Raw genomic sequence first — 25,409 nt, 5'->3', positions numbered from 1 at the left:
CTGATTTTTTCGTACATGTATAGTAAGCTTCTGACCCCGATCCTGCAAGGTCACGGCCCGGGCGTCCAGAGGTGGCGGCCCCTGAGACCGGGTGCAGGCGCAAATTTCATGCGGCCTGCCTTTTTCGTCACGCCTCGGTTCGAAGCCGCGCGGGCTCAGGCCACGGCGTCTTCGAAAGCCCCGCGATAAAGAGTGCTGAGCTCGGCCAGCGACGCTTTCGCACCGCCAAGCGCAATCTCGTCCCCGCCGAACCGGCCCACGGTCTCGATCGGCACACCGGCCTGTCCCGCAGCCACCATCAGGGCCTCGGCCGCGTCATAGCTGCAGGCGATCAGGTAGCGGCCCTGATCCTCGCCAAAGAGCATGCCCATCTCCGTGGCATCCAGCGTCAGGCCGAGCCCCGCGGCCTCGGCCATCTCGAAGGCTGCCAGCGCAAGCCCGCCATCTGCCAGATCCGTGCAGCCCGAGATCCATCCCCGATTGTCGAGAATGAACTGACCCGCCGCCCGTTCGGCCTCAAGGTCCACGGAAGGCGCGTCGCCATCCTCGCGGTGGAACACTTCCGCCAGAAGCGCCGATTGCCCCAGATGCCCCTCGGTTGCGCCCACCAGCAAGGCAAGCTCTCCCGCTGCCGGTTGGCCGGCAATCGCCTGCTCGGTCTCGGCGATCAGCCCCACCGCGCCGATGGTCGGGGTCGGCAGGATCCCCTGCCCGTCGGTCTCGTTGTAAAGGCTGACATTGCCCGACACGATGGGCACGTCGAGCGCCGCACAAGCCTCGCCGATCCCCTGAATGGCCCCTACGAACTGTCCCATGATCTCGGGCTTTTCCGGGTTGCCGAAGTTCAGGTTATCGGTCGTGGCCAGCGGGGTCGCGCCCACGGAGATCAGGTTGCGATAGGCTTCGGCCACGGCCTGCCGCCCGCCTTGCACCGGGTTGGCGCGCACATAGCGGGGGGTCACGTCACTGGTGAAGGCCAGCGCCTTGTCGGTGCCATGGACCCGGATCACGCCCGCGCCAAGACCGGGCGTGCGCAGGGTGTCGGCCATCACTTGCGTGTCATATTGCTCCCAGACCCAGTGCTTGCGGGCGTAGTTCGGGCTGGCCAGCAGCGCCTTGAGCCCGTCAATCGGATCCACCGCCGGGACCGGGTCCATCTCCGCCGCCTCAGGCGTCGGCACCCAGGGGCGGTCATATTCCGGCGCGCTGGAGGCCAGTTTCGACAAAGGCAGGTCCGCTTTCGTCTCGCCGTTCAGCACGATCAGGAAGCGGTCCTCGGCAATCGTCTCACCGACGATGGCGAAATCCAGATCCCACTTGTCGAACACCGCCTTGGCCTCGGCCTCAAGTTCGGGGTTGAGCACCATGAGCATCCGCTCCTGGCTCTCGCTGAGCATCATCTCATAGGCGGTCATGGCCGCCTCGCGCACGGGCACCCGCTCCAGATCGAGCCGGATGCCAAGGCCCCCCTTGTCCCCCATCTCGACCGCGGAACAGGTCAGGCCCGCTGCCCCCATATCCTGGATCGAGATCACGGCACCGGTCTGCATCAGCTCCAGCGTCGCCTCCATCAGGCGCTTTTCGGTGAACGGATCGCCGACCTGCACCGTGGGGCGCTTTTCCTCGATCGTGTCGTCGAACTCGGCGCTGGCCATGGTCGCCCCGCCAACGCCGTCGCGCCCGGTCTTGGCCCCGAGATACACGACCGGCATGCCCACACCGGAGGCCGCCGAGTAAAAGATCTTGTCCGCATCCGCGAGGCCCGCGGCAAAGGCATTCACCAGGCAATTGCCGTTATAGGCCGCGTGGAATCGCACCTCGCCGCCGACAGTCGGCACGCCGAAGCAATTCCCATAACCGCCGATCCCCTCGACCACACCGGCCACGAGGGATTTGGTCTTGGGATGGCTGGTCTCGCCAAAGCTGAGTGCGTTCATCGCCGCCACGGGCCGCGCGCCCATGGTGAAGACATCGCGCAAAATGCCCCCGACCCCGGTCGCCGCCCCTTGATAGGGCTCGATATAGGATGGGTGATTGTGGCTCTCCATCTTGAAGACCACCGCCTGCCCGTCGCCGATATCAACCACGCCCGCATTCTCGCCGGGCCCGCAAATCACCTGCGGCCCCTCGGTCGGCAGGGTGCGCAGCCACTTCTTTGACGACTTGTAGGAACAATGCTCGTTCCACATCGCCGAGAAGATCCCCAGCTCGGTGAAACTGGGCGCCCGCTCGATGATCCCGAGAATGCGGTCATACTCGTCTGGCGACAGCCCGTGGGCAGCAATCAGATCAGGGGTTATCGCAGGCTCTGAGATAGGGGCAGTCATGGGCGCAATCCTCCGGCTTCGGACTGCGCGCGTCTTAGTCCAAGCAGCGCTGAGGTGAAAGGGGGCATAACCGGTCCCACCCCCACAGCACGCGCCAAGGCCCGCCTCGCAGGCATTTGCCCCGACTTAAGTCTTCAAATATCCCCGCCGGAGGCTCCTGCCCGCGCCACAAGCGACGCCCGCAGATCCGGTCTGCGCCACGATCCCCATTGACCCCGCGCCCCGTGCCCCATACCTCCGCGCCATGGCACGTCCCCCTCTCCTTCAGCTCAACGACATCCGCCTGGGATATGGCGGAAACCCGGTCTTTGCCGGACTCGATCTGGTGATCCAGCCCGGTGACCGCGTCGCCCTTGTGGGCCGCAACGGATCCGGCAAATCCACCCTGATGAAGGTCATGGCCGGTCAGGTCGAGGCCGATACCGGCACCGCCGCCCCCGGCACCTCCGTAGGTTATATGGAGCAGGACCCGGATCTCGCGGGTTACGCGACCCTGGGCGATTTCGCCGGTGCAACGCTCGATCCGTCCGAAGCCTACCGGATCGATATCGCCGCCGAAGGGCTGAAGCTCGATCTCGATATCGCCACCGAGGCCGCCTCGGGGGGCGAGCGCCGTCGCGCCGCCCTCGCCCGGCTTCTGGCCGAAGCGCCGGAGCTGATGCTGCTCGACGAGCCCACCAACCATCTCGACATCCAGGCCATCGCCTGGCTCGAAGACCACCTGCGCAGCACCCGCGCGGCCTTCGTGCTGATCTCCCATGACCGGGCCTTTCTGACGGCCCTTACCCGCGCGTCCCTGTGGATCGATCGCGGTGTGGTGCGGCGGCAGGAACGGGGCTTTGCGGATTTCGAAGCCTGGCGCGACAAGACCTGGGAAGAAGAGGACCTCGCGCGCCACAAACTCGACCGCAAGATCAAGGCCGAGGCCCGCTGGGCGGTTGAAGGCATCTCCGCGCGCCGCAAGCGCAATCAGGGCCGGGTCCGCGCCCTGGGCGAGCTGCGCCAGCAGCGCGCCGACATGATCCGCCGCCAGGGCACTGCCGAAATGGCGCTCGAGGCGGGCAAGAGCTCGGGCAAACGGGTGATCGAGGCGCGCGGCATCGCCAAGGCCTTTGGCGACAAGACCATCCTGCGGCCCTTCGATCTGCGCGTGCTGCGCGGCGACCGGATCGCCTTTGTCGGCCCCAATGGGGCGGGCAAGACGACGCTCCTGAAGATGCTCACGGGCGAGCTGGCCCCTGATAGTGGCAGCGTGACCCTGGGCACCAATCTCGAAACGGCGGTGTTCGACCAGCGCCGGGAGGGGCTCGACCCCGATGCCTCGCTCTGGGAGAACCTGACCGGCGACAAGGAGATGCGCGTGGCCGGGCGCGCCGATCAGGTGATGGTGCGCGGCACCCCGCGCCATGTGGTGGGCTATCTCAAGGAATTCCTCTTCACCGATGACCAAGCCCGCAGCCCGGTGCGCGCCCTGTCGGGGGGCGAGCGGGCCCGGCTGCTTCTGGCGCGAATCATGGCGCGGGAAAGTAACCTGCTGGTGCTCGACGAGCCGACCAACGATCTCGACATCGAAACGCTCGATCTGCTGCAGGAGATCCTGTCGGACTACCCGGGTACCGTCCTGCTGGTCAGCCACGACCGGGATTTCCTCGACCGGGTTGCCACCACCACCATCGCCATGGAGGGCGACGGGCGCGCCACGGCCTATGCCGGCGGCTGGAGCGATTATCTCAGCCAGCGGGCCGAAGCGGACACCGCTTCGGCGGGACCCGCCCAGACCAGACCGGCGGCGAAACCGGCCTCGACGCCCCATAGCAAGACCGAGGCGCCAGGCGCGTCCGCCCCGTCAAAGACGGGGCTGTCCTTTACCGAGCGGCACCGGCTGGAAGCCCTGCCCGACGAGATCGACCGGCTCGGGGCCGAGATCGCCAAGCTCGAAGAATTCCTCGCAATGCCCGACCTCTACACGCGTGAGCCGGTGAAGTTCCAGAAGGCCACCGAGGCCCTGGTGGAACGCCAATCCGCACTGCAGGCCGCCGAGGATGAATGGCTCGACCTCGAAGAGCGCGCAGGCGGCTAGCCCCGGTCACAGGGACAAGGCACCGCTCTTGCCCTCCGGCGCGGGACGGGTACCCTGCGCCCATCCCATCCGGAGCCCCCCATGATCGGCCGCAAACCCGACCTTGTCTGCATCGGCGCGCAAAAGGCGGCCACAAGCTGGCTCTACCGCGTCTGTCAGGCGCGCTCGGATATCTGGGTGCCGCCCTTCAAGGAGGTCCATTTCTTCGACCACAAATTCTGTCCGGAGAACCGCGACTGGATCCGCGCAGGCCTCGTGCGCGGTGTGGATGCCTCCATGCGCCGCCACCTCCGGAACCAGCCCGAGCCGGACCCGGACTACATCGCCTATCTCGACCGGCTGATCACCCAGCCCACCCATAACGGCACATGGTACAAGGCCGTCTTCTCCCGTGCCCCGGCACGGCAGCTCTGTCTCGATGTGACCCCGGAATACTCGACCCTCCCCGAGGAGGGCGTGGACTTCCTCGCGAAGTTCCTGCGCGAGGCGCGGTTCATCTACATCCTGCGCGACCCGGTCACCCGCGCCCTGTCGCAGCTGCGCATGAACCTGTCGCGCCGCAAGATCACCCCGTCCAGCACCCGCGCCTGGATGCGCCACGCGCAGGATCAAGCAATCCTGAACCGGGGCGATTACAAGACCTATATCCCGCGCTGGGACGCGCAATTCGATGACCGCCGCCTGCTCTATCTGCCCTATGGTCAGATCAGCGCCGATCCCGAAGGCGTCATGCGCCAGATCGAACGTTTCGCCGGACTGGAGCGCGAGGACCCCTGGGGGCTACGCCGCAAGGTGCATGTGAGCCAGCAGATGGACGTGCCCGAGGCGGTTCACGCCCATTTCCGCGAGGTGCTCGCGCCGCAATATGCGTTTCTGACCACGCGCTTCGACGCGACCTTCACCGCGCAGCTGTGACAGACGCCCGGTCGGGGCACCTAGTTCAGGAAGTTGCCCGCGTCGAAATTGCCGATATTGCCGAGCAGCTGACGAATCAAGGACACCCCTTCGATATTGCTGTCGGTGACCCGGCGATTGAGCGGGATGACCTCGCCATCGGCCAGGGTGAACCGCTCGATATTCTCGACCGTACCGCCGTCATCGAAGGAGATCGCCACGACCTGCCGGTCGATCTGCTGCGGCGCGCGATAGGCGAAATACTCCCAGCGGGTGCCCACGAAATACCAGGCCTGATCGGCGATCACCCCTTGCGAAACAGGGCGGCCCACGGTCTCTTCGACCGAGCTGCGATCGTCGATCCCGACGGCGATTTCGGCCAGTTCATCCTCGGTGGGCACATAGCCCGAGTTGCGATAGGTCGCGGAACAGCCCACAAGGGACAGAACGAGAATCACGCCCGCAAGGCTTTTGCCGAGCCGAGAGCCGACATATTTCATGTTCTGGCACGTCCCCATGTGCAAATCGCGTCAACAACCCTGAGCAGATGTTACAAGCAGCCCCCGTGCGATACCGAACTCTGCCCGCTGGATCAAGCGCTCCTCCCCGGGAGGTGATCGATCCGCGCGGAAGTTCACCCAGCCCGGAGCCGGACGCTCCGGGCGCTGTCCGCCGGACCATGCCAACAGACGACCCCGCCGAAAGGAGACCCCGATGACCGAGCAGCCGCATCCGTCCCCCAGCCCGGAGACCGACACGCCGCAATTGCGTCCCCATGTGCTGCGCCTCGCGGACCTGTCGTCGCGCAAGCCCACGCGGTTTTCCCTGACACCGGAGGAGGCCGATCTGGCCGCGCTCGCCCAGGAGATGGACCTGACCGATCTGCGCAAGGTGCGCCTGACCGGTGCGTTGCAACCGCTGGGCAAGGCGGACTGGATCCTGCAGGCCGAGCTGGGCGCGACGGTGGTCCAGCCCTGCAGCGTGACCCTCGCCCCGGTCAGCACCCGGATCGAAGAGACGATCGAGCGGCGCTTTTTGTCGGACTGGTCCGAGCCCGATGGCGCCGAAATCGAGATGCCCGAAGATGACAATGCTGGCCCCGTGCCCGCGACCCTGGACCTCGCAGCGCTGCTGGCCGAAGAGCTGGCCCTGGCCCTGCCCCTCTATCCGCGCGCCGAAGGGGTCGAGCTGGGTGAGGCGGTCTTCACCGAGCCGGGAAAGGCCGCAATGACAGACGAGGATGCCCACCCGTTTGCCGCCCTGCAGGGCCTGCGTGTGGTGTCGAAACCCGACAGCTCGGAGCAATAAGCGCCCTGCGGCGCATCGGCAGGGCGAAATAGGCTTGCGACACCCCCATGTCACGGTTTAAACGCGGCGCACAAAACACTTGCGCCCTATCGGAATCACAGTATGTTCCGCGCCTCGCTCTGAGCTTGCGCTGAACACCCGACGCGCGAGCGGATCGTATGGCGCAGAGCGCCACCCAAGAACACCGGGGCACTGCCCCCAGAACCCGAGGTTGAGACATGGCAGTCCCTCAGAATAAGATCACAAAGTCCCGTCGCGGTCAGCGACGGTCCCATGACGCGCTCGTCGCGGGCAACCCGAACGAGTGCCCGAATTGCGGTGAGCTGAAGCGTCCGCACCACGTCTGTGCGTCCTGCGGCCACTACGCCGAGCGCGAAGTGATCGCGCAGGCCGACGAGATCGATCTCGACGACGACGCGGCATAAGCGGACGAAATGCGCAAACCGGGGTAAGAGCGCATGGCCTCAGTCACCTCGCAGGGCAGAACGCCCGATGAGACAGGGGGCCAAGCGGACCCGGCCCCACATGGGCTGACGGGCACCGTCATCTCTGTGGATGCGATGGGCGGCGACCAGGGACCGGCGGCAATTGTCGCCGGGTTATCCATCGCCGCCGACAAAAATCCAGACATCGCCTTTCTGCTGCACGGCAATGCCGATGAGCTCACGCCTCTTGTCGCCAAGCGCAAGGAGCTGCTCAACCGGGTCGTGATTCGTGCCACCGAGGATGTCGTCACGATGGACGACAAACCGAGCCAGGTGATGCGCAACGGCAAGGCCACCTCGATGTGGAGCGCGATCGACGCGGTCCGCAACAGAGAGGCGACGGTCTGCGTTTCCTGCGGCAATACCGGCGCGCTGATGGCGCTCAGCATGGTGCGCCTGCGCAAGGCCCCCGGGGTCAACCGCCCGGCGATTGCCTGCCTGTGGCCCTCCCGCGCGGCATCGGGGTTCAACGTGATGCTGGATGTGGGCGCGGATATCAAAGCCGACGAGCAGGACCTGCTGGCCTATGCCCTGATGGGGGCGTCCTATGCCCGCAACGGGCTGGGCCTCGCCCATCCGCGGATCGGCCTGCTGAATGTGGGCACCGAAGAGCATAAGGGCCGGGCCGAACTCAAGGCCGCCCATGATCTGATCGCGAATGCCGCCGAGGACAACCGGTTTGACTTCGTGGGCTTCGTCGAGGGCGGCGATATCCCGTCGGACCGGGTCGATGTGATCGTCACCGACGGGTTCACGGGCAATGTGGCGCTGAAAACCGCCGAGGGCACTGCGGCGCTGATCCGCGACTTTCTGACCGAGGCCTTCAAGAAGACCCCCTGGTCTCAGATCGCCGCCCTGCTCGCCTATACCTCCCTGCGGCGCCTGTCCAAACGGATCGACCCGCGCCGGGTCAATGGCGGCGTGTTTCTGGGCCTCAATGGCACTGTGGTGAAATCGCACGGTTCAGCCGATGCCACAGGTGTCGCAGCGGCCATTAAACTGGCCTTCATCCTTGCTCAGTCAGGGTTCACGGAACGTCTTGCCGCACGGGTTGCCTCCGCGGGCCGCGCGCGCGACACTGAACAGATTGAGCGCAAAGAGGTTTCAGGGTCCGCGAATGGGTAAACGCGCAGTAGTGATTGGCGTCGGGCATTATCTGCCGGAACGCATTGTAACGAATACCGAGCTCGAAAAGACGGTCGACACCACCGATGAGTGGATCCGCACACGCTCCGGGATCGAGCAGCGGCATTTCGCGGCCGAGGGGGAGAAGACCTCCGATCTGGCAACCCATGCAGCCGAAGCCGCGATTGCCCGGGCCGGGATCGACGCGGGCAGCATCGACGCGATCATCGTGGCGACCTCGACCCCCGATCTGACCTTTCCCTCCGTGGCCACCATGGTGCAGGCGCGACTGGGCATGACCAAGGGCTATGCCTTTGATGTTCAAGCGGTTTGTGCCGGTTTCGTCTTTGCGCTGGCCAATGCCAACGCGCTGATCCTGTCCGAGCAGGCCAGCCGTGTACTGGTCATCGGGGCCGAGACCTTCAGCCGGATCATGGACTGGTCGGACCGGAGCACCTGCGTGCTCTTCGGGGATGGCGCAGGCGCCGTGATCCTTGAGGCGCGCGAAGGCGCAGGCACCTCCGCGGATCGCGGGATCCTCGCCACGGACCTGAATTCCGACGGGCGCCACAAGGATATCCTCTATGTGGATGGCGGCGTTTCGGCCTCGCAGACCACGGGATATCTGCGGATGGAGGGCAAGGAGGTCTTCCGCCACGCCATCGAGAAACTCGCCCAGACCGCCGAAACCGCCCTGGAAAAGGCCGGGCTCGGGACCGGCGATGTGACCTGGGTCGTGCCCCATCAGGCGAACCTGCGGATCATCGCCTCCACCGCGCGCAAGATGGGGGTGGGCATGGACCGGGTGGTCGTGACCGTGCAGGAACATGGCAATACCTCTGCCGCCTCGATCCCGCTCGCGCTGTCGGTCGGGGTGGCCAATGGCCAGATCACCGAAGGCGATATCGTCGTCACCGAGGCGATCGGCGGCGGATTGGCCTGGGGATCGGTGGTTCTTCGCTGGTAAGTGTCTTTGCGGGCCGGTTTTAACGGCTTCTCAAGGCCAATCTGCAACCCCTTGATATTGACTCGAAAACCGCGCCGGGCATACTGCTCGTACTGAGATGGATGGGGGGACGTATGACCGACAAGACACTGACACGCATGGACCTGAGCGACGCGGTATTCCGCGAAGTGGGTTTGTCGCGCAACGAATCCGCCCAATTGGTCGAGAGCATTCTGACCCATATGTCCGACGCCCTTGTGCGCGGCGAGAGCGTCAAGATCTCGTCCTTCGGCACCTTCAGTGTCCGGGACAAGTCCGCCCGAATCGGCCGCAACCCCAAGACCGGGGAGGAGGTTCCGATCCACCCGCGCCGTGTTCTGACCTTTCGCCCCTCTCACCTGATGAAAGAGCGGGTCGCGAATGGCAACCGGGCCAGCTAGGGCCGGACCGGACCAGGCCCGGGACCTCTCGGAGGGATGATGGAGAAATCTGCCGACGCGTTTCGGACCATTAGCGAGGTCGCCGACTGGCTCGGTGTGCCCACCCATGTGCTGCGGTTCTGGGAGAGCAAATTCTCGCAGGTCAAACCGGTCAAGCGCGCGGGCGGACGGCGGTACTATCGCCCCAACGACATGGCGCTGCTGGCCGGGATCCGGGTGCTTTTGCACGATGATGGCATGACCATTCGCGGTGTGCAGAAGCTCCTGCGCGAAAAAGGCGCCAAGCATGTGGCCGAGCGGTGCGACCGCAGCCTGACCGAGGCGCCCGCCGCGCCCGAACCCACCGCCCCCGAACCCGCAGCACAGGCCCCCGCGCCCGACGATACGGTTGTCGAACTTTCGGCCAGCACCTTTGCGACCCCGGACAACGCGCCCGCCGAACCCGCCGCCGAGAGCGAGCCTTTGCCGCTTTTCTCGTCCCGGGCGGCACCCGCCCCCGCAAAACCCACCCTGCCCGGGGCCAGCCCGCAGGCACCGTCCGGGCTCAGCAAGGTCGCAGCACAGCTCCGCGCGGCCCCGCCCACGGCCAAAGCCGTCACCCGCGAACAGGCCCAGCAATCGGTCTCGGCCCTGCTCGCGCTCAAGGCGCGGCTCAGCGGTGGCCACGCGGATGCCGAGACGGGCTAGGCCGCGCCGCCTGCGTGCCACCGCGTCGCAATTCTTGCCCCAAAAGCCGCGAAATACGGGTTGCCCCCGGCGCTCAAACGGGTAAACACGCGGGAGTGTCGGGCTATGGCGCAGCCTGGTAGCGCGTCCGTCTGGGGGACGGAAGGTCGCAGGTTCGAGTCCTGCTAGCCCGACCATTTCGACACTGCTCCGGCGCGCGCCGTCCGCCGCAGGACGCTGCGACGGAGGCGACCATGTCCGTGCCGACCCTGCCCAGCCCGGGCGTCCTACCCTGCCAGACCCTGTCCGAGATGATCGCCGCCGGTGCGATCTCGGCCGAGCCCGCCATCACCGAGGGCCAGGTGCAACCGGCCAGCCTCGACCTGCGCCTGGGCACCGTGGCTTACCGGGTCCGCGCGTCGTTTCTGGCGGGCGAAGGGGCCGCTGTCGCCGACCGACTCGCGGATTTCGAGATGCACCGGATTTCGCTTCAGGACGGTGCCGTTCTGGAGAAGGGCTGCGTCTATGTCGTCCCATTGATGGAGCATCTGAACCTGCCCGAAACGGTGCAAGCCGTGGCCAACGCCAAGAGCTCCACCGGGCGGCTCGACCTGCTCACGCGGACGATCTCCGATGGGGGCACCGAGTTCGACCGTATCCCTGCGGGGTATGCCGGGCCGCTTTATGCCGAGATCTGCCCGCGCTCTTTTTCGGTGCTGGTGCGGCCGGGTATGCGGCTGAACCAGATCCGGTTTCGCACCGGTCAGGCCGTGCTCGACGATACGGATCTGCGCGCTCGCCATGCGACGACACCGCTGGTCTCAGGCCCGGCCCATATCGATCAGGGGCTCGGGTTCTCCGTCGATCTGCGCCCCGAGCGCGGCACATTGGTCGGCTACCGGGCCAAACCCCATACGGGCGTGATCGATCTGGAAAAGATCGACCATTACCCGCCTGCCGAATACTGGGAAGAGGTTCACAGCGATCAGGGCCGCATCATTCTCGACCCCGGTGCTTTCTATATTCTCGTGAGCCGCGAGGCCGTGCATATCCCCCCCGATTGCGCCGCCGAGATGGCCCCCTTCCTCGCCATGGTCGGCGAATTCCGCGTCCACTATGCCGGGTTCTTCGACCCCGGGTTCGGCCATGCAGCGGCCGGGGGAGCCGGGTCGCGCGGCGTGCTCGAAGTGCGCTGCCACGAGGCGCCTTTCGTGCTGGAACACGGACAGATCGTCGGACGCCTGGTCTATGAACGCATGGCAGAGGTTCCGACCCAGCTCTATGGCGCGGGGATCGCCTCGAACTATCAGGGCCAGGGGCTGAAGCTGTCCAAGCATTTTGCCACGCCGGGCCGCTAGGCCGCCCTGCCCCATGCCATGCGCGGTCCCGCAATGAGCCAGCCGGTCCCGGCCCGCGCGGTGCTGACCCTCATGGCCGCCGTGGGCGTGATCGGCGCGAACGGGTTGCTGCTTTCCCCCATTGCCAGCGCGATTGCGGCGGATCTGTCCGAGACGGCGGATGCGGTCCTGCTGGCCTCGGCGAGCTACGGGCTTACGACGGCGCTCTCTGCCCTTTTGCTTGCGCCTCAGTCGGATCGGGTTGGCGGTGATCGGGCCTTGCGATTGGCCCTGACCGCGCTTACGGGCGTGGCGCTGCGGGTCCGCCGGTCCTCTGATATCTGATACGAAGTGCTGCTGGCGCGTCTCGCCCCGGTTGCCCCCCAGAGTGACGGATGGCTGGCAGTAGCTTTGACGGCTGAGATTGTTGCGACCGGGCTTTCGCGAGATGCTCTCACTCGGTCCGGGAGAGAGGCCGACTGGCGCGGAGCTTCCTCGCGGGCATCTGGCCATATGACAGCCGACCAGAACGTCTGACACTCGAAACGATCGGCGCGGCGATAACCATACTTGTGCGAAATTTGATTGATTTGCCAAAGAATCTTGCCGACATATTGATTTCCGCCTAACCATAAGACGTAGGTCTCTCCATGTTGGAGAGAGTCAATAGTGCACCTTTTTTGAGGACAACAACATGAAAGCTTTAACTACTCTCGTCATTCTTGGCATGACGGCTACCGCTGCGTCTGCGGCCAGCCTCGATTTTAGTGGCGTGCAAGGCACGAACGTCGGGAGTTTTTCCGTCCCCGGCGCAACCGTGACCCAGGAGTCCGGTGGAAACCTGCTGGTCGGCACCTTCTGCGCGGGTCAAGTCGATGGCTTCTGCTTCGTGAGTCCTTTTGGGTCGGCCGCCGCCGGTGGAACAATGGATTTTACGTCTGCGGTCACCAACCTGACGTTCGACATTGACGGCTGGAATCCCGGAGACAGCGTCACCATCACCGCCTTCGACGACTTGGTCGCCTTGGGGTCGTCAACCTTCACCGCGAACGGTGTTGTCGATTTCACCGGCTTTGCAAGCATCACGAGTCTCTTGTTCGTTGATAATGCATCCGCTGCGGCTGGTGTTGGCTACTCGACTTTCGAATTTGATCTCGCCGATACGGCACCGATCCCGCTGCCTGCGGGCGGTCTGCTGCTCCTGACGGCGCTGGGTGGTTTGGCGCTTCGGAAGTACAAAGCTGCATAAAGCAATCCGACGTCTGGTCGGTTGATGCAACAGAATTCACCGCGTCCTTTTCGGCTGGGAAGGGCGCGGTTTTTTTGTGGATAAGCATAGAATTCGGCGCAATAGTTGAGGCAGTAGGCCAGCCGGATCAGTCGGCGGCGCCCCGCACCAAGATCCTTTGGTCGTCTATTCCTCGAACATATCGCTCTGGTCCTCGTCTCCCTCGCCCGGCTCCTCCTCCGGATCGCCCCCGGGAAGCGGACGGCTCTCGAGCAGACCTGCGGCGCGCAAGTCCGACAACCCGGGCAGATCTCGTGCGTTTTCCAACCCGAAATGGTCCAGAAAACTTTGGGTCGCCACAAAAGTCGTCGGGCGGCCCGGGGTCATACGACGGCGACCGAAGCGCACCCATTCCAGCTCGATCAGCTGGTCCAGCGTGCCGCGGCTGACGGACACACCGCGGATCTCTTCGATCTCGGCGCGGGTGACCGGCTGGTGATAGGCGATGATCGCAAGGGTCTCGATGGCCGCCCGGCTGAGCTTGCGGGTCTCGACCACCTCGTTCTGCATCAGGAACCCAAGGTCCGGCGCCGTCCGCAGGGCCCAGGCATCCCCGACCCGTACCACATGAACCCCGCGCCCCTCGTAGCGCTTGCGCAGACGCGTCAGCGCCTCGGCCGCATCGCAGCCATGGGGCATGCGCGCCTGCAGCCCGCGCACGGTCATCGGCTCGGCGGTCGCAAAGAGGATGGCCTCGACCATCCGCTCCTGATCGCCCATGGGCGGGGCCTCGAACAGGCTCTCTTCCGGGCCGTCCGGGGCCATTTTCGGCGCATCCGCGCTGTCGTCCTGCATCACGTCTCCGGCTTTCGCTTGATCTGGATCGGGGCAAAGGTGTCGCCTTGGCGCAGCTCGATCTTGCCCGCCTTGGTCAGCTCCAGCGAAGCGGCAAAAGTCGCCGCCGTGGCCGAGCGCCGGCGTTTGGGGTCCATCACCCAACCCTCGGGGAGATAGGCCGACAGATCCGTCCAGTCCCCGGCAAACCGCACCATGGTTTTCATCCGGTCAAGCGCCTGTTCCATGGTCAGCACCGAGTCCCGGTCAAAGACGAAGGGGCGGAAATCATCCTTGGTCCGGATCCGCGCATAGGCCTGCATCAGGTCCATGAGCGTCGCGGAATAGGTCACCCGGCGCGAGCGGGTCACCTGCTCGGGGATGCCGCGGGCGAAGAAATCCTTGCCCAGCCGGTCCCGCGCCATGAGCTTGGCCGCGGCCTCGCGCATGGCCTCGAGCCGCTCGAGCTGGAACGCCAGATGCGCCGCCAGATCCTCACCCGACGGGCCCTCATCGGACGGATCCGGCGGCAAGAGCAGCCGAGACTTCAAGAACGCCAGCCAGGCCGCCATGACGAGATAATCCGCCGCCAGCTCGATCCGCAGCTCCTTGGCCTTCTCGATGAAGGTGAGGTATTGCTCGGCCAGCGCCATGACCGACACCTTGCGCAGATCGACCTTCTGGGTCCGCGACAGGGACAGCAACAGGTCGAGCGGCCCCTCGAACCCGTCCACATCCACGATCAGGGCTTCGGCCGCGAGCCGGTCCTCGACACTGGCCGGGGCCAGGGAAATCTCACCTTGGGGGTCTGTCATCGGCTCTTTCGGCCCTCAGCGCGCTCAGGACGGCTCCAGAGCCTTACGTTCGGCGTCCAGCGCCGGGATGTCAACGGGCGCAGGGGGCTGGCGCTCGGCCAGGGCCCGCTCCGCCCGGCGGCAGGCCGCGGTACTCATGGGGGGCAGCGCCTTGTGCAGGCGCACCATCTCGGCCAGATCGCCGTTGCAGTGCAGGATCAGGTCGCATCCGGCATCGAGCGCGGCCAGCGCCCGCCAGGGCAGATCGCCGAACAGCGCCTCCATCGAGATGTCGTCGGTCATCAGAAGCCCGTCAAAGCCGATCTCGCTGCGGATGAGATCCATCATCACGGGCGAGACCGTGGCCGGGCGGTCCTTGTCGAACGCCTCGAACACCAGATGGGCGGTCATGCCCATGGCCATGTCATTCAGGGCCACGAAGGGCGCGAAATCCGTGGCGCGCAGGTCTGCGGCCCCGGCCGAGACACGGGGTAGGTTCAGATGGCTGTCCACCGTACCGCGGCCATAGCCCGGCAGATGCTTGAGCACCGGCAGCACCCCGCCCGCGCGCATTCCATCCGCCATGGCCCGGGCATTGGTGACCACCTGCGCGACCTCGGTCCCGTAGCAGCGGTTACGCAGCACCGCATGGGTCTCGTCCAGCGCGATATCGGCCAGCGGCGCGCAGTTCACATCGATCCCGACCTCGGCCAGATCGAGCGCGATGGCCCGCCCCCGCAGCCAGAAAGCCCGCGCGGCGTCAGGCGCTGCGGCCTGATCCAGTGCCGGGGGAAACCCGCGCCAGTCAGGCGGGGCCATGCGCGCGACGCGCCCACCTTCCTGATCGATCATGATCGGCGCGTGCCAGCCCACCGCCGCCCGCAGGTCCGCCGTCAGCTTGGCGATCTGCGCGCGGTCCCGGATGTTGCGGGCAAAGAGGATGAAGCCCCAAGGCTGGCTGGTTGCAAACAGCGCCGCCTCTTGGGGGGTCAGCTCAAGCCCCGCGCAGCCAAAGATGACGGCGGTCGGACGCGGCGCGTCAGCTTGCGTCACTTATAGACCACCGGAATGCAGGCCATGTTTTCGGCAAGAAAGAGCGAGCAGAACTGGCGCGCATCGGCCAGATCCTCGAACCCGGTGGCGCGAAGGCGGTAGAACACCTGACCCGCGCGCTCGGCCTGCTGGATCACAGGGGCCTTGCCCACCAGATAGTCCGCGAACTGGCCCGAAATCCGGTCCCATTCCGACCGCGCGGTCGCATCATCATCAAAGGCCCCGAACTGCACCATGCGGGTGCCGAGCGCGATCGTCTCGGGTTCGACAAAGCTTGCGGGCAAGGGCGCGGAAATGGCGGTGAAATCGACCCCGGCCCCGGCGCGGCTGGCAAAGGCCATGGCCGCCGGACGGGCGGTCGGACGCGGCGAGCGGGCGACACCGGGCTGGCTTGCCGGCACGATCTGCAGGCGGTTGGCTTCTTCCTCGGCCACGAGATCACGGATCAGGTTGTCCACGGCGAGCCCGGTCGTGTTGGCCGCCGGCGCTTCAGGCGCCTCCTCGCCCGCGGGCTGGGCCACATCAATGGCCGGTGCGGCCACGGCCTGCCCCTCGGGGATGGCGGGGGTCGCGGTGCTCAGGTCGATGGGCGACGGCGCGAGGATGATCTGGTTGGGCGGCGCTTCGGCAACGCCCTCGGCCTGCACGGCGTTCACGGCAAGGCCCTGATGCTCGGCCTGACGGCCACCGGGATCGTCCGGCTGCACGCGCATGGGTCCTTCGAGCGCGCGGATCACCGGCACTCCGGCCACATCGCGCATGGCCAGATCGTAGCCCCACATGCCAAGCCCCGCCACCAGCGCCAGGGACGCCACCGCGCCCATGCTGGTGACAAGCGGGCCCATTGCGCGGCCCAGCGGGGCCGCCCCTTCGACGGACTCGCGCCCATCATACGCCCCATAGGCGTCGCTCTCGTACACGGTCATTGTCCTGCCTCTCACATCCCTCCGCAGCGCAGGAGGGTCGTCGACTGCTCAGATCCCGAGGCGGCGCGCTTGGTTTTTGATCAGCGCATCTCTTCCACGGGGGCCACCCCAAGGATACCAAGACCGGTCGAAATAACAACGGCGCAGGCTCGCGCGAGTGCGATTTTCGACTGTGTTGCCTCTGCGTCACTCTCCTGGAAGAAGCGCAGCTCCGGCGTGTCATTCCCCTTGTTCCACAGCGCGTGGAGGTCCGAGGCGATGTCGTAAAGCGCGAAAGAGATTCGGTGCGGCTCGTTCGTCCGCGCCGCGATCTGCACGAGGCGCGGCCATTCCGCGAGCGACTTCGCCAGCGCCAGCTCGGCCGGATCGCGCATCCCCGACAGATCCGCGCCCGCCAGCGTGGCATCATCCACATCGATCCCGGCCTCGCGCGCCTTGCGCAGCACCGAGCAGACCCGGGCATGGGCGTATTGCACGTAGAACACCGGGTTTTCGCGCGACTGCTCCAGCACCTTGTCGAAATCGAAATCGAGCGGCGCGTCGTTCTTGCGGGTCAGCATCACGAAGCGGGTCACATCCGGGCCCACCTGCTCGACCACATCGGCAAGCGTGACAAAGGTCCCAGCGCGCTTGGACATCTTGAACGGCTCGCCATTCTTGAAGAGCCGCACGAGCTGCGTCAGCTTGATGTCGAGCGGCGTCTGCCCCTCGGACAGGGCCGAGACCGCCGCCTTCATCCGCTTCACATAGCCGCCGTGATCCGCACCGAAGACATCGATCAGCGCGTCATAGCCCCGCTCCACCTTGTCGAAGTGATAGGCGATGTCCGGCGCGAAATAGGTCCAGCTGCCGTCCGATTTCTTGATCGGACGATCCACGTCATCCCCGTGGGAGGTCGAGCGGAAGAGCGTCTGCTCCCGCGGCTCCCAATCCTCGGGGACCTTGCCCTTGGGCGGCTCCAGCGTACCGCGATAGATCAGCCCCTTGGCGTCGAGATCGGCAATCGCCGCCTCGATCCGGCCAGTGCCATAGAGGCTCTTTTCCGAAAAGAACGCGTCCATCTTGACGCCGAGACTGGCCAGATCCGTGCGGATCAGGTCCATCATCGCGTCGGTGGCGAAGTCGCGGACCTCCTGCAGCCAGAACTGCTCGCCCTTGCCCACAAAGGCATCCCCGACCTTGGCCTTGAGCGCCTCGCCCACGGCGATCAGGTAGTCGCCGGGATAGGTGCCATCCTCGAAGGCGACCTCCTGCCCATGGGCCTCGAGGTAGCGCAGATAGACCGAGCGCGCGAGGACATCGACCTGCGCGCCGCCATCGTTGATATAGTATTCCCGCGTGACCTCGTAGCCCGCAAAATCCAGCAGGCTCGCCAGCGCATCGCCAAAGACCGCACCCCGCGTGTGCCCTACATGGAGCGGACCGGTCGGGTTGGCCGAGACATATTCCACATTGACCTTCTTGCCCTGCCCCATATCCGACCGGCCAAAGCCCGTGCCCGTCTCGAGGACGTTGCGCACGAGCCCCTGCCAGATCTCGGGCGCGAGCCGCAGGTTCAGAAAGCCCGGCCCCGCCACCTCGGCACTGGCCACGCGCGGATCGGCGGCCAGTTTGGCCGCCAACGCATCGGCTATGTCGCGCGGCTTCATTTTGGCGGGCTTGGCCAGCACCATGGCGGCGTTGGTGGCCATGTCCCCATGGGCCGCATCGCGCGGCGGCTCCACCGCCACATTGGCAAAGTCCAGCCCTTCGGGCAGGACGCCTTCGGCTTGCATCTCGCTCAGCGCGGTCAGAACGCCCGCGCGCAGATCGGTAAACAGGTTCATGGTCGGTCTCGGATTAGGGTCGGCTGGGGTGTAGCAACAAGCCCCGCCGGGTCCAACCGAAATCACCAGACCGGGCTGAGAAGACCGCGGCGAGAACCAGCGCTCACAAGGCGGCGGCGGCGCTGTCCTCGGTCTCGCCAAGACGGGCATGGGCCTGCAGGGCGTAGCGGTCGGTCATCCCGGCGATGTAATCGGCCACGATCCGCGCCAGATCTGTGCGCGTCCGGGTGGCAAGGATGTCCGGCTGCCAGCGGGCGGGCAAGCGGGACGGGTCGGCCATATAGGCCGGGAAGAGCTCGTTGACCACGCAAGTCACCTCGGCCCGCTTGGCCATGACGCTTGGGGCGCGGTACATGCGGGTGAAGAGGAAGGCGCGGATCTCGGTCAGGCTCTGCCACATCTCGGGCGAGAAGCGGATGATTGCGCGTCCGAGCTCCCGCACGGCCTGTGCATTCTTCGGCGCGACCTCCGTTAGCCCTGCGCGACTGGTGGCGATCACATCGGCCACCATCATGCCAAAGACCCGGCGGAGCGCCTCATGCTTGCGGCGCGACGGCTCGAGCCCGGGCCATTTTGCATCCACCTCGGCATAGGCCGGCCCCACAAGGGGCAGATCGAGGATATCGGCCTGCGAGAACAGCCCCGCCCGCAGCCCGTCCTGCAGGTCGTGGTTGTTATAGGCGATGTCATCGGCAAGGGCCGCGACCTGCGCCTCGGCGCTGGCATGGGTGCCAAGTTCCAGATCGTGGCGCGTCACGTATTGCGCGAGGGAATGGGGCAGCTCGCCGATCACCGGGCCGTTATGCTTGGCGATCCCCTCCAGCGTCTCCCATGTCAGGTTCAGCCCGTTGAACTCGGCATAATGCCGTTCGAGATCCGTGACGATCTTGAGCGCCTGCGCGTTGTGATCAAACCCGCCATAGGGCGCCATGAGCGCGTCCAGCGCATCCTCGCCCGTATGGCCAAAGGGCGTGTGACCCAGATCATGGGCCAGAGCGACCGCCTCGGTCAGCTCCTCGTTTAGCCCCAGCGCGCCCGAGATCGTGCGCGCCACCTGCGCCACCTCGATGGAATGGGTCAGCCGGGTGCGAAAGAAATCACCCTCATGCTCGACGAAAACCTGGGTCTTGTGCTTGAGGCGCCGGAACGCGCTGGCATGGATGATCCTGTCGCGATCCCGCTGAAAGCAGGAGCGAAAATCGCTCTCGGGTTCGCCATGGAGCCGTCCGCGCGAGCCGTTGGGGTCGCACGCAAAGGGCGCTCTCATATGATCTGCCTGTTCTTGTTCTCTGTTTTGCTGCATCTTATATGGCAAGATGACCCTCAAGAACAGATGAAGCGATGCTATGGATCTGACCCTGCCCCCCACCGTGACCGAGCGCGCCTTTGCGCGGCTTGCCGAGATCAATGCCGATGGGGATGCGGTGAAAGCCCTGCGCGTCGCCGTTGAGGGCGGCGGTTGTTCCGGGTTTCAATACGAGATCAAGCTGGACGACCCGGCGGAGGATGACCTGATCCTCGAAGGAAAAGGCCAGAAAGTGGTCGTGGACGCCCTGTCCCTGCCCTTTCTCGAAAATGCCGTGATCGATTTCACCGAAGAACTGATCGGCGCGCGGTTTACCATCGACAACCCGAATGCAAGCTCGAGCTGCGGCTGCGGGACCAGTTTCTCGATGTAAACGTGCCGGGCCACCCCATGGACTGGCCCAAACCTGCTTTGACAGCGTCGCCCGACGGGCCGCGCCGCCTTACTCGGCGGCGGGAGTGTCCGAGGCCGGGGCTTCGGCGGCGGCCGCTGCGGGGGCCTCGCCGGATTGCTCGGCCTTGGGGGCCTTTTTCGGCGCGGATGCCGGAGCGTCCTCGCCACCCGCATCGGCCGGTGCGGCTGCTGCCGGGGTATCCTCGGGCTTCTTGCGCCGCGAGCGGGTGCGCGGCTTGCGGGCCGGTTTGCTCTCGGGCGTCTCGACCAGACCGGTATCGGCATCAGCGCCCGCATTCAGGTCGATGACATCCGAGGATGAGCTGTCGCTCTGTGCCGGGGCCTTGGGCTGTGCGGCGGCGTCGGGCTGCGGCGCATCACCCGGATCCTGCGACCGCGCTTGGCCCTGATCGCCGCGATCGGACCGGTCGCCCCGTTCCGAATTACGCTGATTGTTGCGTTGTTGCTGCTGCTGTTCCTGCTGCTCGCGGCGGGCTTCCTGCTCGCGCATCGCCTCGCCCAGCATGCGGGTGTAATGCTCGGCATGCTGCTGGAAGTTTTCGACCGCCACGCGATCATTGGCCAGCTGGGCATCCCGCGCCAGGGTCTGGTACTTGTCGATGATTTGCTGCGGCGTGCCGCGCACCTTGCCTTCGGGACCAGAACTGTCAAAGACGCGGTTGACGATGTTGCCAACGCTGCGCCGATTATTCTTATTCCGCGACCGGGACTTAGATGATCTCATATCAGGTTTTTTCCGCCTTTGTGGCAGTCGGAGATACCGCCCAAGGGGCCTATCCAGCTTTATCCGTCATTGCAGCGAAGCTTCTGCCTGCGCCACGGATATCGGTGATGATTTGGGTTATACGAGCGGCCCTCGCCGTGCGAGGTCGCGCTACCCGTGCGGTTCAGTAAGCATGTGCGCGCGCGTGGGGCAAGCAAAAAACGGCGTTTTTTATGCCAAACCCATATGGAAATGCGATTTCCCCGGGCGAACGCGATTCAGATCAAGTTTGCAACGACCACGCGGTCCTTGCCGTTAAGATCCTTTAACAGGTTCACCGTTTCAATTCCGGCACCGGCCAGCAGCTTTGGAACGGATTGTCCCTGATCATGGCCGATCTCCAGCAAGAGCCGCCCGCCCGGTTTCAAGGCCTTGGGCACCTGAGCCGCGATGGCACGATAGGCGTCGAGCCCGTCCGGCCCCGCCTCAAGGGCGCTGCGCGGCTCCCATTGCCGCACTTCGGGCTCCAGCGCGCTGTAGCTCGCCGCGTCGATATAGGGCGGGTTCGACACGATCAGGTCGAATTGCTCGGGCACCTCCGCAAGCCAGTCCGAGCGGCGAAACACCGCCCGGTCCGTCAGCTCCAGCGCAGCGGCGTTGCGGCGGGCCACGGCCAGCGCGGGCTCGGAGATATCCACGCCGATCCCGCTTGCCGTAGGGCGCGCCGCAAGCAGCGACAGCAGGATGCAGCCGGACCCCGTCCCGATATCGAGCACATGGTCAAACGGGCGCGCCAGCGCCGCCTCGACCAGCGTTTCGGTATCCGGGCGCGGATCGAGCACATCCGGCGTGACCTCGAACGCGTGCTCCCAGAAGGCGCGGGTCCCGATGATCTGCGACACGGGCTGACGTGCAACGCGCGCATCCACAGCGTCCTTCAGCAGGTAGAGGGTCCAGTCATTGGGGGCGTCCCGGGTCTGCGGCTCGGGGTCTTCCTCGCCCTTGGCATAGGCCCACTCGTAAAGGCGGCGGAAATCCCCCGACGGGTCCGCCACCCCGGCCTCGGCCATGGCCCGAAGCGCCTCTGCCTGCCCGTCGATCATCCATCCACCTCCGCCAGCAGCCGCGCCTGATCATCCGCGATCAGCGCATCGATCACCTCGGTCAGATCGCCCTGCATGACCTGATCGAGCTTGTAGAGCGTCAGGTTGATCCGATGATCCGTCATCCGGCCTTGCGGGAAGTTGTAGGTTCGGATCCGCTCGGAGCGGTCGCCGGAGCCCACCTGCCCCTTGCGCGCGGCGGAGCGTTCCGCATCGGCGCGCTGGCGTTCCAGATCATAGAGCCGCGCGCGCATGACCTGCATGGCGATCTCGCGGTTGCGGTGCTGGGACTTCTCGGAGCTGACAACGATGATGCCGGTGGGCAGATGGGTGATCCGCACGGCCGAGTCGGTGGTGTTCACATGCTGTCCGCCCGCGCCACTGGCCCGCATGGTGTCGATCCGCAGATCGCTGGCGGGAATGTCGAGATCGACCTCCTCGGCCTCGGGCAGAACTGCGACCGTGGCGGCAGAGGTGTGGATCCGCCCCCCGCTTTCGGTGACGGGCACGCGCTGAACCCGGTGCACGCCGCTTTCATACTTCATCCGCGCAAAGACCCCCGGCCCGGCCACATTGGCGATCACTTCCTTGATGCCGCCAAGTTCGGTCAGGCTTTCCTCGACGATCTGAAAGCGCCAGCCCTGCCCCTCGGCATAGCGCTGGTACATGCGCAACAGATCCCCGGCAAAGAGCGCGGCCTCCTCGCCGCCCGTGCCCGGGCGGATCTCGATCATCGCCGGGCGGGCATCGGCGGCATCCTTGGGCAAGAGTGCAAGGCGCAAGGCATGTTCCATCTCGGGAATGCGTGCCTTGAGCTCGGGCAGCTCCTCTTCGGCGAGCGCGCGCATCTCGGGATCGTCCATCATGGCCTCAGCCTCGGCCAGATCCTCCAACGCCTTGTGATAGGCGGAGATTTCCTCGACCACGGGCTTGAGCTCCGCGTATTCGCGCCCAAGGGCTGCGATGTCATCCCCGGCTGTGCCAGAGGCCATGCACGCCTCGATATATTCGAAACGTTCGGTGATCTGGGCGAGTTTATCCGTGGGAACCATGGCGCGGGTTGTGCCGCCCGGCCCCGCCGGGGTCAAGAGGCCCCGGTCCCGGCCCGGACGCGCTCAGCCGCCGAGCTGGGCCAGCCAGCCCTCGAGTCGCTCCTTGTTGACGCCCATATCCGAGCTGCCAAAGCGCAGACGGCCATAGGCGACAAGCTCTGCGCCCGCACCCGAGGGGATGGCGGTCACGGTGGTGAAATCGGGAAAGCCGAAGATCAGCGAACGGGTCATGTAGGTGATGCGCCCCGCGTCCACGCTGCCGGCGATGCGCCGGGTGCGCGGGGTCTCAAGCGCGACCGCATCGACCCGCGCCAGAAGCGCCTCAGGGGTCTCGTCGAAGACCGGGCTGCTGAGTGCGCCATCCGCCCGCACCAACGCCGCGCCCTTGCCATCGCTCAGGCTCAGATCGGTCGGGTCCACATGCCAGCTTTCGGCATCGGTGGGCGCCAAACGGAAATACCCCATCACGCCGACCACGGCGAACATCGCCACGATGATCAGCACGCCTATCCAATTGCCCATTCTGCGGCTCCCTTGCTTGCTCTGCCCCAAGACTTAAGGAGACAGACCCATTGCGCAAGGGCACTCAGCCCCGCCGCGTCCAGGCCCAGAGGCAGAGGATCTCGGTCAGCACATGCGCCCCGGCCACAGCCGTGGCCCCGGACGGATCATAGGGCGGCGAGACCTCGACCACATCGCCCCCGACCAGGTGGATCCCCGCCAGATCGCGCAGCAGGATCGCCGCCTGACCTGCGCTCAGCCCGCCCCAGACCGGCGTCCCCGTGCCCGGCGCCGTGCCCGGGTCCAGGCAGTCAATGTCAAAGGTGAGGTATGTCTTGTTAGCTCCCAAAATCGCACGGATTTTCTCGGCCGCCGCGGCTGGTCCCGCCTCATGCACCTCGCGGGCGTCGATCACGTGAAACCCGAGATCGGTTTCGTTCGTGGTCCGGATCCCCACCTGCACCGAGCGGCTGGGGTCGATCAGCCCCTCCTTCACCGCCTTGTAGAACATCGTGCCATGGTCGAGCCGGTCAAAATCCTCGTCCGGCCAGGTGTCGGAATGGGCGTCGAACTGCAAGAGCGACAATGGCCCGTGCTTGGCCGCCATGGCCCGCAGGATCGGATAGGTGATGTAATGATCCCCGCCCATGGTGAGCGGCGCGACACCCGCCTCGAGGATCCCGGCGATATGCGCGGTCAGCGCGGCGGGAAAGCCCGCCGCCTTGCCATAATCGAACGCCAGATCCCCGTAATCCACCACCGAGACCTCGGTCATCGGATCAAAGCCCCAGCCATAGGGCGGATCGAAGGGCTGCAGACTGGAGGCTTCGCGGATCGCCCGCGGCCCCAGCCGACAACCGGGCCGGTTCGTGACCGACAGATCGAAGGGCACGCCGGTGACGGCCACATCCACCCCGGTCAGATCCTTGGTATAGCGCCGCCGCAGGAAACTGAGCGCGCCGCCATAGGCCGCCTCATAGCTGAGCCCGCGCGCCTCGCGCCGGGTGAACGCATTGTCGACCTCGCCCGACGCGTCTTCGAGCGCCATGGATCAGGCCGTGTCCGCACGCTCGGCGGCCCGCGCCTCGACCGCATCGGCCATGGCTTCGGCTCGGGCGGCCAGCTCGGCCATGCCTTCGGCCACGCTGGGCGGGATCATCGGCACCTCGATGCGCTCGGGCTCGGGCGCCGGCGCGTTGCGCAACGCCTCGAGCGCGCCCATCGCCTCGGCCAGCTTCGCTTCGGCGGCATTGGCCTTGTCTTCCATGGCCGCTGTCTTGTCCGCGAGCATCAGCCCCGCCATGAGCAGCATGCGCGATTCCGGCATCCGGCCCAGCTGGTCCGACAGAACCGAGGCCTCGGCATTGAGCATTTCGGCCGCCGATTGCAGATAGGGCTCTTCGCCCGGCTGACAGGCCACGGCGAAATCCCGGCCGCCGATGGAGATGGTCACTTCGGGCATGATCAGGCCTCCTGTGCGATCGGGGCCAGCTCGGCCAGCAGGGTTTCGATATCGCGCAGATCCGCGGCGCGCGCGGTTTGCAGCGCCTCGAGATCGGCGACCAGCGCCTTGTTGATCACATCGGGATCCGACAGCCCCTCGGCCGCCGCCGCCCGCAGATCGGCATTCACGCCCTGCAGCGACTGGATCGTCGTCAGAAGCTCGCCCTTCTCGGCATCGGCCTCGGCCAGCTTGGTGCGCAGGGCGGTGACCTCGGCCTCGATCTCGCGCGCCGCGCCCAGTTGCGACTTCACCCCAGCCAGCTCGGCGGCAAGCGCATCGGCCCGGGCCTCGGCCGCGACCAGTTCGGACGTGTCCTGAGGGGCCGCCAGGGCGTCCACCCCGGCCCGTATGCGTTCCAGGGCAACGGCAATACGTTGCTCCAACTGAGGGATATCGCTCATGGCGCGCCTCTCCTGTTCTTCTTTTTGTCCGTTCTCGGTCATGTGTTCCCGGCCTGAGCGGTCCTGACCTGAGCGCGCTGCGCTTTTCGGACCCGCCGCGCCGATCCCCCGCTGCCCCGCGCCGGGCGATTCGATGGGTTCGGCGTGCGCACGTTA

General features: G+C 65.9%; 27 protein-coding genes and 1 tRNA gene. 13 read left to right on the top strand and 15 right to left on the bottom strand.

Features of this window, described 5'->3' with window-relative positions:
* Positions 1-155 precede the first annotated feature (155 nt).
* Positions 156-2,315 carry a phosphoribosylformylglycinamidine synthase subunit PurL gene (purL, locus tag ACP150_RS15785; RefSeq protein ID WP_424967732.1) on the bottom strand — a complete coding sequence of 720 codons (2,160 nt, stop codon included), beginning with the start codon at positions 2,313-2,315 and terminating at the stop codon, positions 156-158.
* A gap of 256 nt (positions 2,316-2,571) precedes the next feature.
* On the opposite strand from purL, the gene ACP150_RS15780 reads away from it, so the two are divergent.
* Both ACP150_RS15780 and ACP150_RS15775 read left to right on the top strand, forming a co-directional pair.
* Positions 2,572-4,407, top strand: a complete 1,836-nt coding sequence (locus ACP150_RS15780) for an ABC-F family ATP-binding cassette domain-containing protein (RefSeq protein ID WP_424967624.1) — start codon at positions 2,572-2,574, stop codon at positions 4,405-4,407.
* Positions 4,408-4,488: 81 nt separating this feature from the next.
* On the top strand, positions 4,489-5,322 hold the full coding sequence (locus tag ACP150_RS15775) for a sulfotransferase family protein (protein WP_424967623.1): 834 nt from the start codon (positions 4,489-4,491) through the stop codon (positions 5,320-5,322).
* A 20-nt stretch (positions 5,323-5,342) separates the two neighbouring features.
* On the opposite strand, the gene ACP150_RS15770 is transcribed toward ACP150_RS15775, so the two are convergent.
* The gene (locus ACP150_RS15770) at positions 5,343-5,801 is read right to left on the bottom strand and encodes an outer membrane protein assembly factor BamE (protein WP_424967622.1); all 459 of its coding nucleotides are present in this window, start codon (positions 5,799-5,801) and stop codon (positions 5,343-5,345) included.
* A 214-nt stretch (positions 5,802-6,015) separates the two neighbouring features.
* Between ACP150_RS15770 and ACP150_RS15765 the strand changes: the two genes are divergently transcribed.
* From ACP150_RS15765 to ACP150_RS15720, 10 genes are all read left to right on the top strand, one after another.
* Positions 6,016-6,609: a YceD family protein gene (locus tag ACP150_RS15765; protein WP_424967621.1), complete on the top strand. Its 594-nt coding sequence runs from the start codon at positions 6,016-6,018 to the stop codon at positions 6,607-6,609.
* A gap of 218 nt (positions 6,610-6,827) precedes the next feature.
* Entirely contained in the window at positions 6,828-7,034 is a 207-nt protein-coding gene (gene rpmF / locus ACP150_RS15760; RefSeq protein ID WP_424967620.1) for a 50S ribosomal protein L32, read from the top strand.
* A 33-nt stretch (positions 7,035-7,067) separates the two neighbouring features.
* Positions 7,068-8,219, top strand: a complete 1,152-nt coding sequence (plsX, locus tag ACP150_RS15755; protein WP_424967619.1) for a phosphate acyltransferase PlsX — start codon at positions 7,068-7,070, stop codon at positions 8,217-8,219.
* Complete coding sequence (locus ACP150_RS15750; RefSeq protein WP_424967618.1) at positions 8,212-9,186, top strand: beta-ketoacyl-ACP synthase III; 975 nt, start codon at positions 8,212-8,214, stop codon at positions 9,184-9,186. Before plsX ends, ACP150_RS15750 begins: the two co-directional genes overlap by 8 nt.
* 113 nt (positions 9,187-9,299) lie before the next feature.
* Positions 9,300-9,605, top strand: coding sequence for an integration host factor subunit alpha (gene ihfA / locus ACP150_RS15745; protein ID WP_424967617.1), 306 nt, complete (start codon positions 9,300-9,302; stop codon positions 9,603-9,605).
* 39 nt (positions 9,606-9,644) lie between these two features.
* The gene (locus tag ACP150_RS15740) at positions 9,645-10,292 is read left to right on the top strand and encodes a MerR family transcriptional regulator (protein ID WP_424967616.1); all 648 of its coding nucleotides are present in this window, start codon (positions 9,645-9,647) and stop codon (positions 10,290-10,292) included.
* 99 nt (positions 10,293-10,391) lie between these two features.
* Positions 10,392-10,468: transfer RNA gene (locus tag ACP150_RS15735), tRNA-Pro, on the top strand.
* A gap of 57 nt (positions 10,469-10,525) precedes the next feature.
* Positions 10,526-11,629: a 2'-deoxycytidine 5'-triphosphate deaminase gene (locus ACP150_RS15730; protein ID WP_424967615.1), complete on the top strand. Its 1,104-nt coding sequence runs from the start codon at positions 10,526-10,528 to the stop codon at positions 11,627-11,629.
* A gap of 18 nt (positions 11,630-11,647) precedes the next feature.
* Complete coding sequence (locus tag ACP150_RS15725; protein WP_424967614.1) at positions 11,648-11,953, top strand: hypothetical protein; 306 nt, start codon at positions 11,648-11,650, stop codon at positions 11,951-11,953.
* Between the two features lie 349 nt (positions 11,954-12,302).
* Entirely contained in the window at positions 12,303-12,857 is a 555-nt protein-coding gene (locus tag ACP150_RS15720; protein WP_424967613.1) for a hypothetical protein, read from the top strand.
* Between the two features lie 165 nt (positions 12,858-13,022).
* Here the strand turns inward: ACP150_RS15720 and scpB are convergent, their stop codons facing one another.
* The 6 genes from scpB to ACP150_RS15690 all read right to left on the bottom strand — a co-directional run bounded on the left by scpB (position 13,023) and on the right by ACP150_RS15690 (position 19,536).
* Positions 13,023-13,691 carry an SMC-Scp complex subunit ScpB gene (scpB, locus tag ACP150_RS15715; protein WP_424967612.1) on the bottom strand — a complete coding sequence of 223 codons (669 nt, stop codon included), beginning with the start codon at positions 13,689-13,691 and terminating at the stop codon, positions 13,023-13,025.
* On the bottom strand, positions 13,691-14,485 hold the full coding sequence (locus ACP150_RS15710; RefSeq protein ID WP_424967611.1) for a segregation and condensation protein A: 795 nt from the start codon (positions 14,483-14,485) through the stop codon (positions 13,691-13,693). Before ACP150_RS15710 ends, scpB begins: the two co-directional genes overlap by 1 nt.
* 24 nt (positions 14,486-14,509) lie before the next feature.
* Complete coding sequence (locus ACP150_RS15705; protein WP_424967610.1) at positions 14,510-15,517, bottom strand: glycoside hydrolase family 3 N-terminal domain-containing protein; 1,008 nt, start codon at positions 15,515-15,517, stop codon at positions 14,510-14,512.
* Positions 15,514-16,443, bottom strand: coding sequence for an SPOR domain-containing protein (locus ACP150_RS15700; RefSeq protein WP_424967609.1), 930 nt, complete (start codon positions 16,441-16,443; stop codon positions 15,514-15,516). Before ACP150_RS15700 ends, ACP150_RS15705 begins: the two co-directional genes overlap by 4 nt.
* 80 nt (positions 16,444-16,523) lie before the next feature.
* A complete protein-coding gene (argS, locus tag ACP150_RS15695) occupies positions 16,524-18,269 on the bottom strand; it encodes an arginine--tRNA ligase (RefSeq protein ID WP_424967608.1) in 1,746 nt (581 codons plus the stop codon).
* Positions 18,270-18,372: 103 nt separating this feature from the next.
* Entirely contained in the window at positions 18,373-19,536 is a 1,164-nt protein-coding gene (locus ACP150_RS15690) for a deoxyguanosinetriphosphate triphosphohydrolase (protein WP_424967607.1), read from the bottom strand.
* 85 nt (positions 19,537-19,621) lie between these two features.
* Between ACP150_RS15690 and ACP150_RS15685 the strand changes: the two genes are divergently transcribed.
* Positions 19,622-19,948 carry a HesB/IscA family protein gene (locus tag ACP150_RS15685; RefSeq protein WP_424967731.1) on the top strand — a complete coding sequence of 109 codons (327 nt, stop codon included), beginning with the start codon at positions 19,622-19,624 and terminating at the stop codon, positions 19,946-19,948.
* 69 nt (positions 19,949-20,017) lie between these two features.
* On the opposite strand, the gene ACP150_RS15680 is transcribed toward ACP150_RS15685, so the two are convergent.
* The 7 genes from ACP150_RS15680 to ACP150_RS15650 form a co-directional block, all read right to left on the bottom strand.
* Positions 20,018-20,713 (bottom strand): DUF4167 domain-containing protein, encoded by a 696-nt coding sequence (locus ACP150_RS15680; protein WP_424967606.1) that lies wholly within the window; start codon positions 20,711-20,713, stop codon positions 20,018-20,020.
* A gap of 257 nt (positions 20,714-20,970) precedes the next feature.
* Positions 20,971-21,795: a peptide chain release factor N(5)-glutamine methyltransferase gene (gene prmC / locus ACP150_RS15675; RefSeq protein ID WP_424967605.1), complete on the bottom strand. Its 825-nt coding sequence runs from the start codon at positions 21,793-21,795 to the stop codon at positions 20,971-20,973.
* On the bottom strand, positions 21,792-22,847 hold the full coding sequence (prfA, locus tag ACP150_RS15670; protein ID WP_424967604.1) for a peptide chain release factor 1: 1,056 nt from the start codon (positions 22,845-22,847) through the stop codon (positions 21,792-21,794). The genes prmC and prfA overlap by 4 nt, the downstream gene beginning before the upstream one ends.
* Before the next feature lie 63 nt (positions 22,848-22,910).
* Complete coding sequence (locus ACP150_RS15665) at positions 22,911-23,369, bottom strand: DUF1499 domain-containing protein (protein WP_424967603.1); 459 nt, start codon at positions 23,367-23,369, stop codon at positions 22,911-22,913.
* Between the two features lie 64 nt (positions 23,370-23,433).
* Positions 23,434-24,396, bottom strand: a complete 963-nt coding sequence (gene speB, locus ACP150_RS15660; RefSeq protein ID WP_424967602.1) for an agmatinase — start codon at positions 24,394-24,396, stop codon at positions 23,434-23,436.
* 3 nt (positions 24,397-24,399) lie between these two features.
* Positions 24,400-24,810, bottom strand: coding sequence for a cell division protein ZapA (locus ACP150_RS15655; RefSeq protein WP_424967601.1), 411 nt, complete (start codon positions 24,808-24,810; stop codon positions 24,400-24,402).
* A 2-nt stretch (positions 24,811-24,812) separates the two neighbouring features.
* Positions 24,813-25,253, bottom strand: coding sequence for a hypothetical protein (locus tag ACP150_RS15650; RefSeq protein WP_424967600.1), 441 nt, complete (start codon positions 25,251-25,253; stop codon positions 24,813-24,815).
* Between the last annotated feature and the right edge of the window lie 156 nt (positions 25,254-25,409).

Origin of the sequence: Dinoroseobacter sp. S375, assembly GCF_049800775.1 — a bacterium.
Lineage (GTDB): Bacteria > Pseudomonadota > Alphaproteobacteria > Rhodobacterales > Rhodobacteraceae > Dinoroseobacter.
The sequence above is the reverse complement of the archived record's forward strand: the minus strand, read 5'-3'. Positions and strand labels throughout refer to the sequence as shown.

Coding starts and splice junctions, on each gene's coding strand:
- ACP150_RS15775 (WP_424967623.1), top strand. CDS start 4,489: ATGATCGGCCGCAAACCCGACCTTGTCTGCATCGGCGCGCAAAAGGCG.
- rpmF (WP_424967620.1), top strand. CDS start 6,828: ATGGCAGTCCCTCAGAATAAGATCACAAAGTCCCGTCGCGGTCAGCGA.
- ACP150_RS15740 (WP_424967616.1), top strand. CDS start 9,645: ATGGAGAAATCTGCCGACGCGTTTCGGACCATTAGCGAGGTCGCCGAC.
- ACP150_RS15665 (WP_424967603.1), bottom strand. CDS start 23,369: ATGGGCAATTGGATAGGCGTGCTGATCATCGTGGCGATGTTCGCCGTG.
- ACP150_RS15780 (WP_424967624.1), top strand. CDS start 2,572: ATGGCACGTCCCCCTCTCCTTCAGCTCAACGACATCCGCCTGGGATAT.
- ACP150_RS15770 (WP_424967622.1), bottom strand. CDS start 5,801: ATGAAATATGTCGGCTCTCGGCTCGGCAAAAGCCTTGCGGGCGTGATT.
- ACP150_RS15700 (WP_424967609.1), bottom strand. CDS start 16,443: ATGACCGTGTACGAGAGCGACGCCTATGGGGCGTATGATGGGCGCGAG.
- ACP150_RS15750 (WP_424967618.1), top strand. CDS start 8,212: ATGGGTAAACGCGCAGTAGTGATTGGCGTCGGGCATTATCTGCCGGAA.
- ACP150_RS15650 (WP_424967600.1), bottom strand. CDS start 25,253: ATGAGCGATATCCCTCAGTTGGAGCAACGTATTGCCGTTGCCCTGGAA.
- ACP150_RS15680 (WP_424967606.1), bottom strand. CDS start 20,713: ATGAGATCATCTAAGTCCCGGTCGCGGAATAAGAATAATCGGCGCAGC.
- plsX (WP_424967619.1), top strand. CDS start 7,068: ATGGCCTCAGTCACCTCGCAGGGCAGAACGCCCGATGAGACAGGGGGC.
- ACP150_RS15655 (WP_424967601.1), bottom strand. CDS start 24,810: ATGCCCGAAGTGACCATCTCCATCGGCGGCCGGGATTTCGCCGTGGCC.
- scpB (WP_424967612.1), bottom strand. CDS start 13,691: ATGCAGGACGACAGCGCGGATGCGCCGAAAATGGCCCCGGACGGCCCG.
- ACP150_RS15710 (WP_424967611.1), bottom strand. CDS start 14,485: ATGACAGACCCCCAAGGTGAGATTTCCCTGGCCCCGGCCAGTGTCGAG.
- prmC (WP_424967605.1), bottom strand. CDS start 21,795: ATGATCGACGGGCAGGCAGAGGCGCTTCGGGCCATGGCCGAGGCCGGG.
- ACP150_RS15730 (WP_424967615.1), top strand. CDS start 10,526: ATGTCCGTGCCGACCCTGCCCAGCCCGGGCGTCCTACCCTGCCAGACC.
- ihfA (WP_424967617.1), top strand. CDS start 9,300: ATGACCGACAAGACACTGACACGCATGGACCTGAGCGACGCGGTATTC.
- ACP150_RS15720 (WP_424967613.1), top strand. CDS start 12,303: ATGAAAGCTTTAACTACTCTCGTCATTCTTGGCATGACGGCTACCGCT.
- prfA (WP_424967604.1), bottom strand. CDS start 22,847: ATGGTTCCCACGGATAAACTCGCCCAGATCACCGAACGTTTCGAATAT.
- ACP150_RS15690 (WP_424967607.1), bottom strand. CDS start 19,536: ATGAGAGCGCCCTTTGCGTGCGACCCCAACGGCTCGCGCGGACGGCTC.
- argS (WP_424967608.1), bottom strand. CDS start 18,269: ATGAACCTGTTTACCGATCTGCGCGCGGGCGTTCTGACCGCGCTGAGC.
- ACP150_RS15725 (WP_424967614.1), top strand. CDS start 11,648: ATGCGCGGTCCCGCAATGAGCCAGCCGGTCCCGGCCCGCGCGGTGCTG.
- ACP150_RS15765 (WP_424967621.1), top strand. CDS start 6,016: ATGACCGAGCAGCCGCATCCGTCCCCCAGCCCGGAGACCGACACGCCG.
- speB (WP_424967602.1), bottom strand. CDS start 24,396: ATGGCGCTCGAAGACGCGTCGGGCGAGGTCGACAATGCGTTCACCCGG.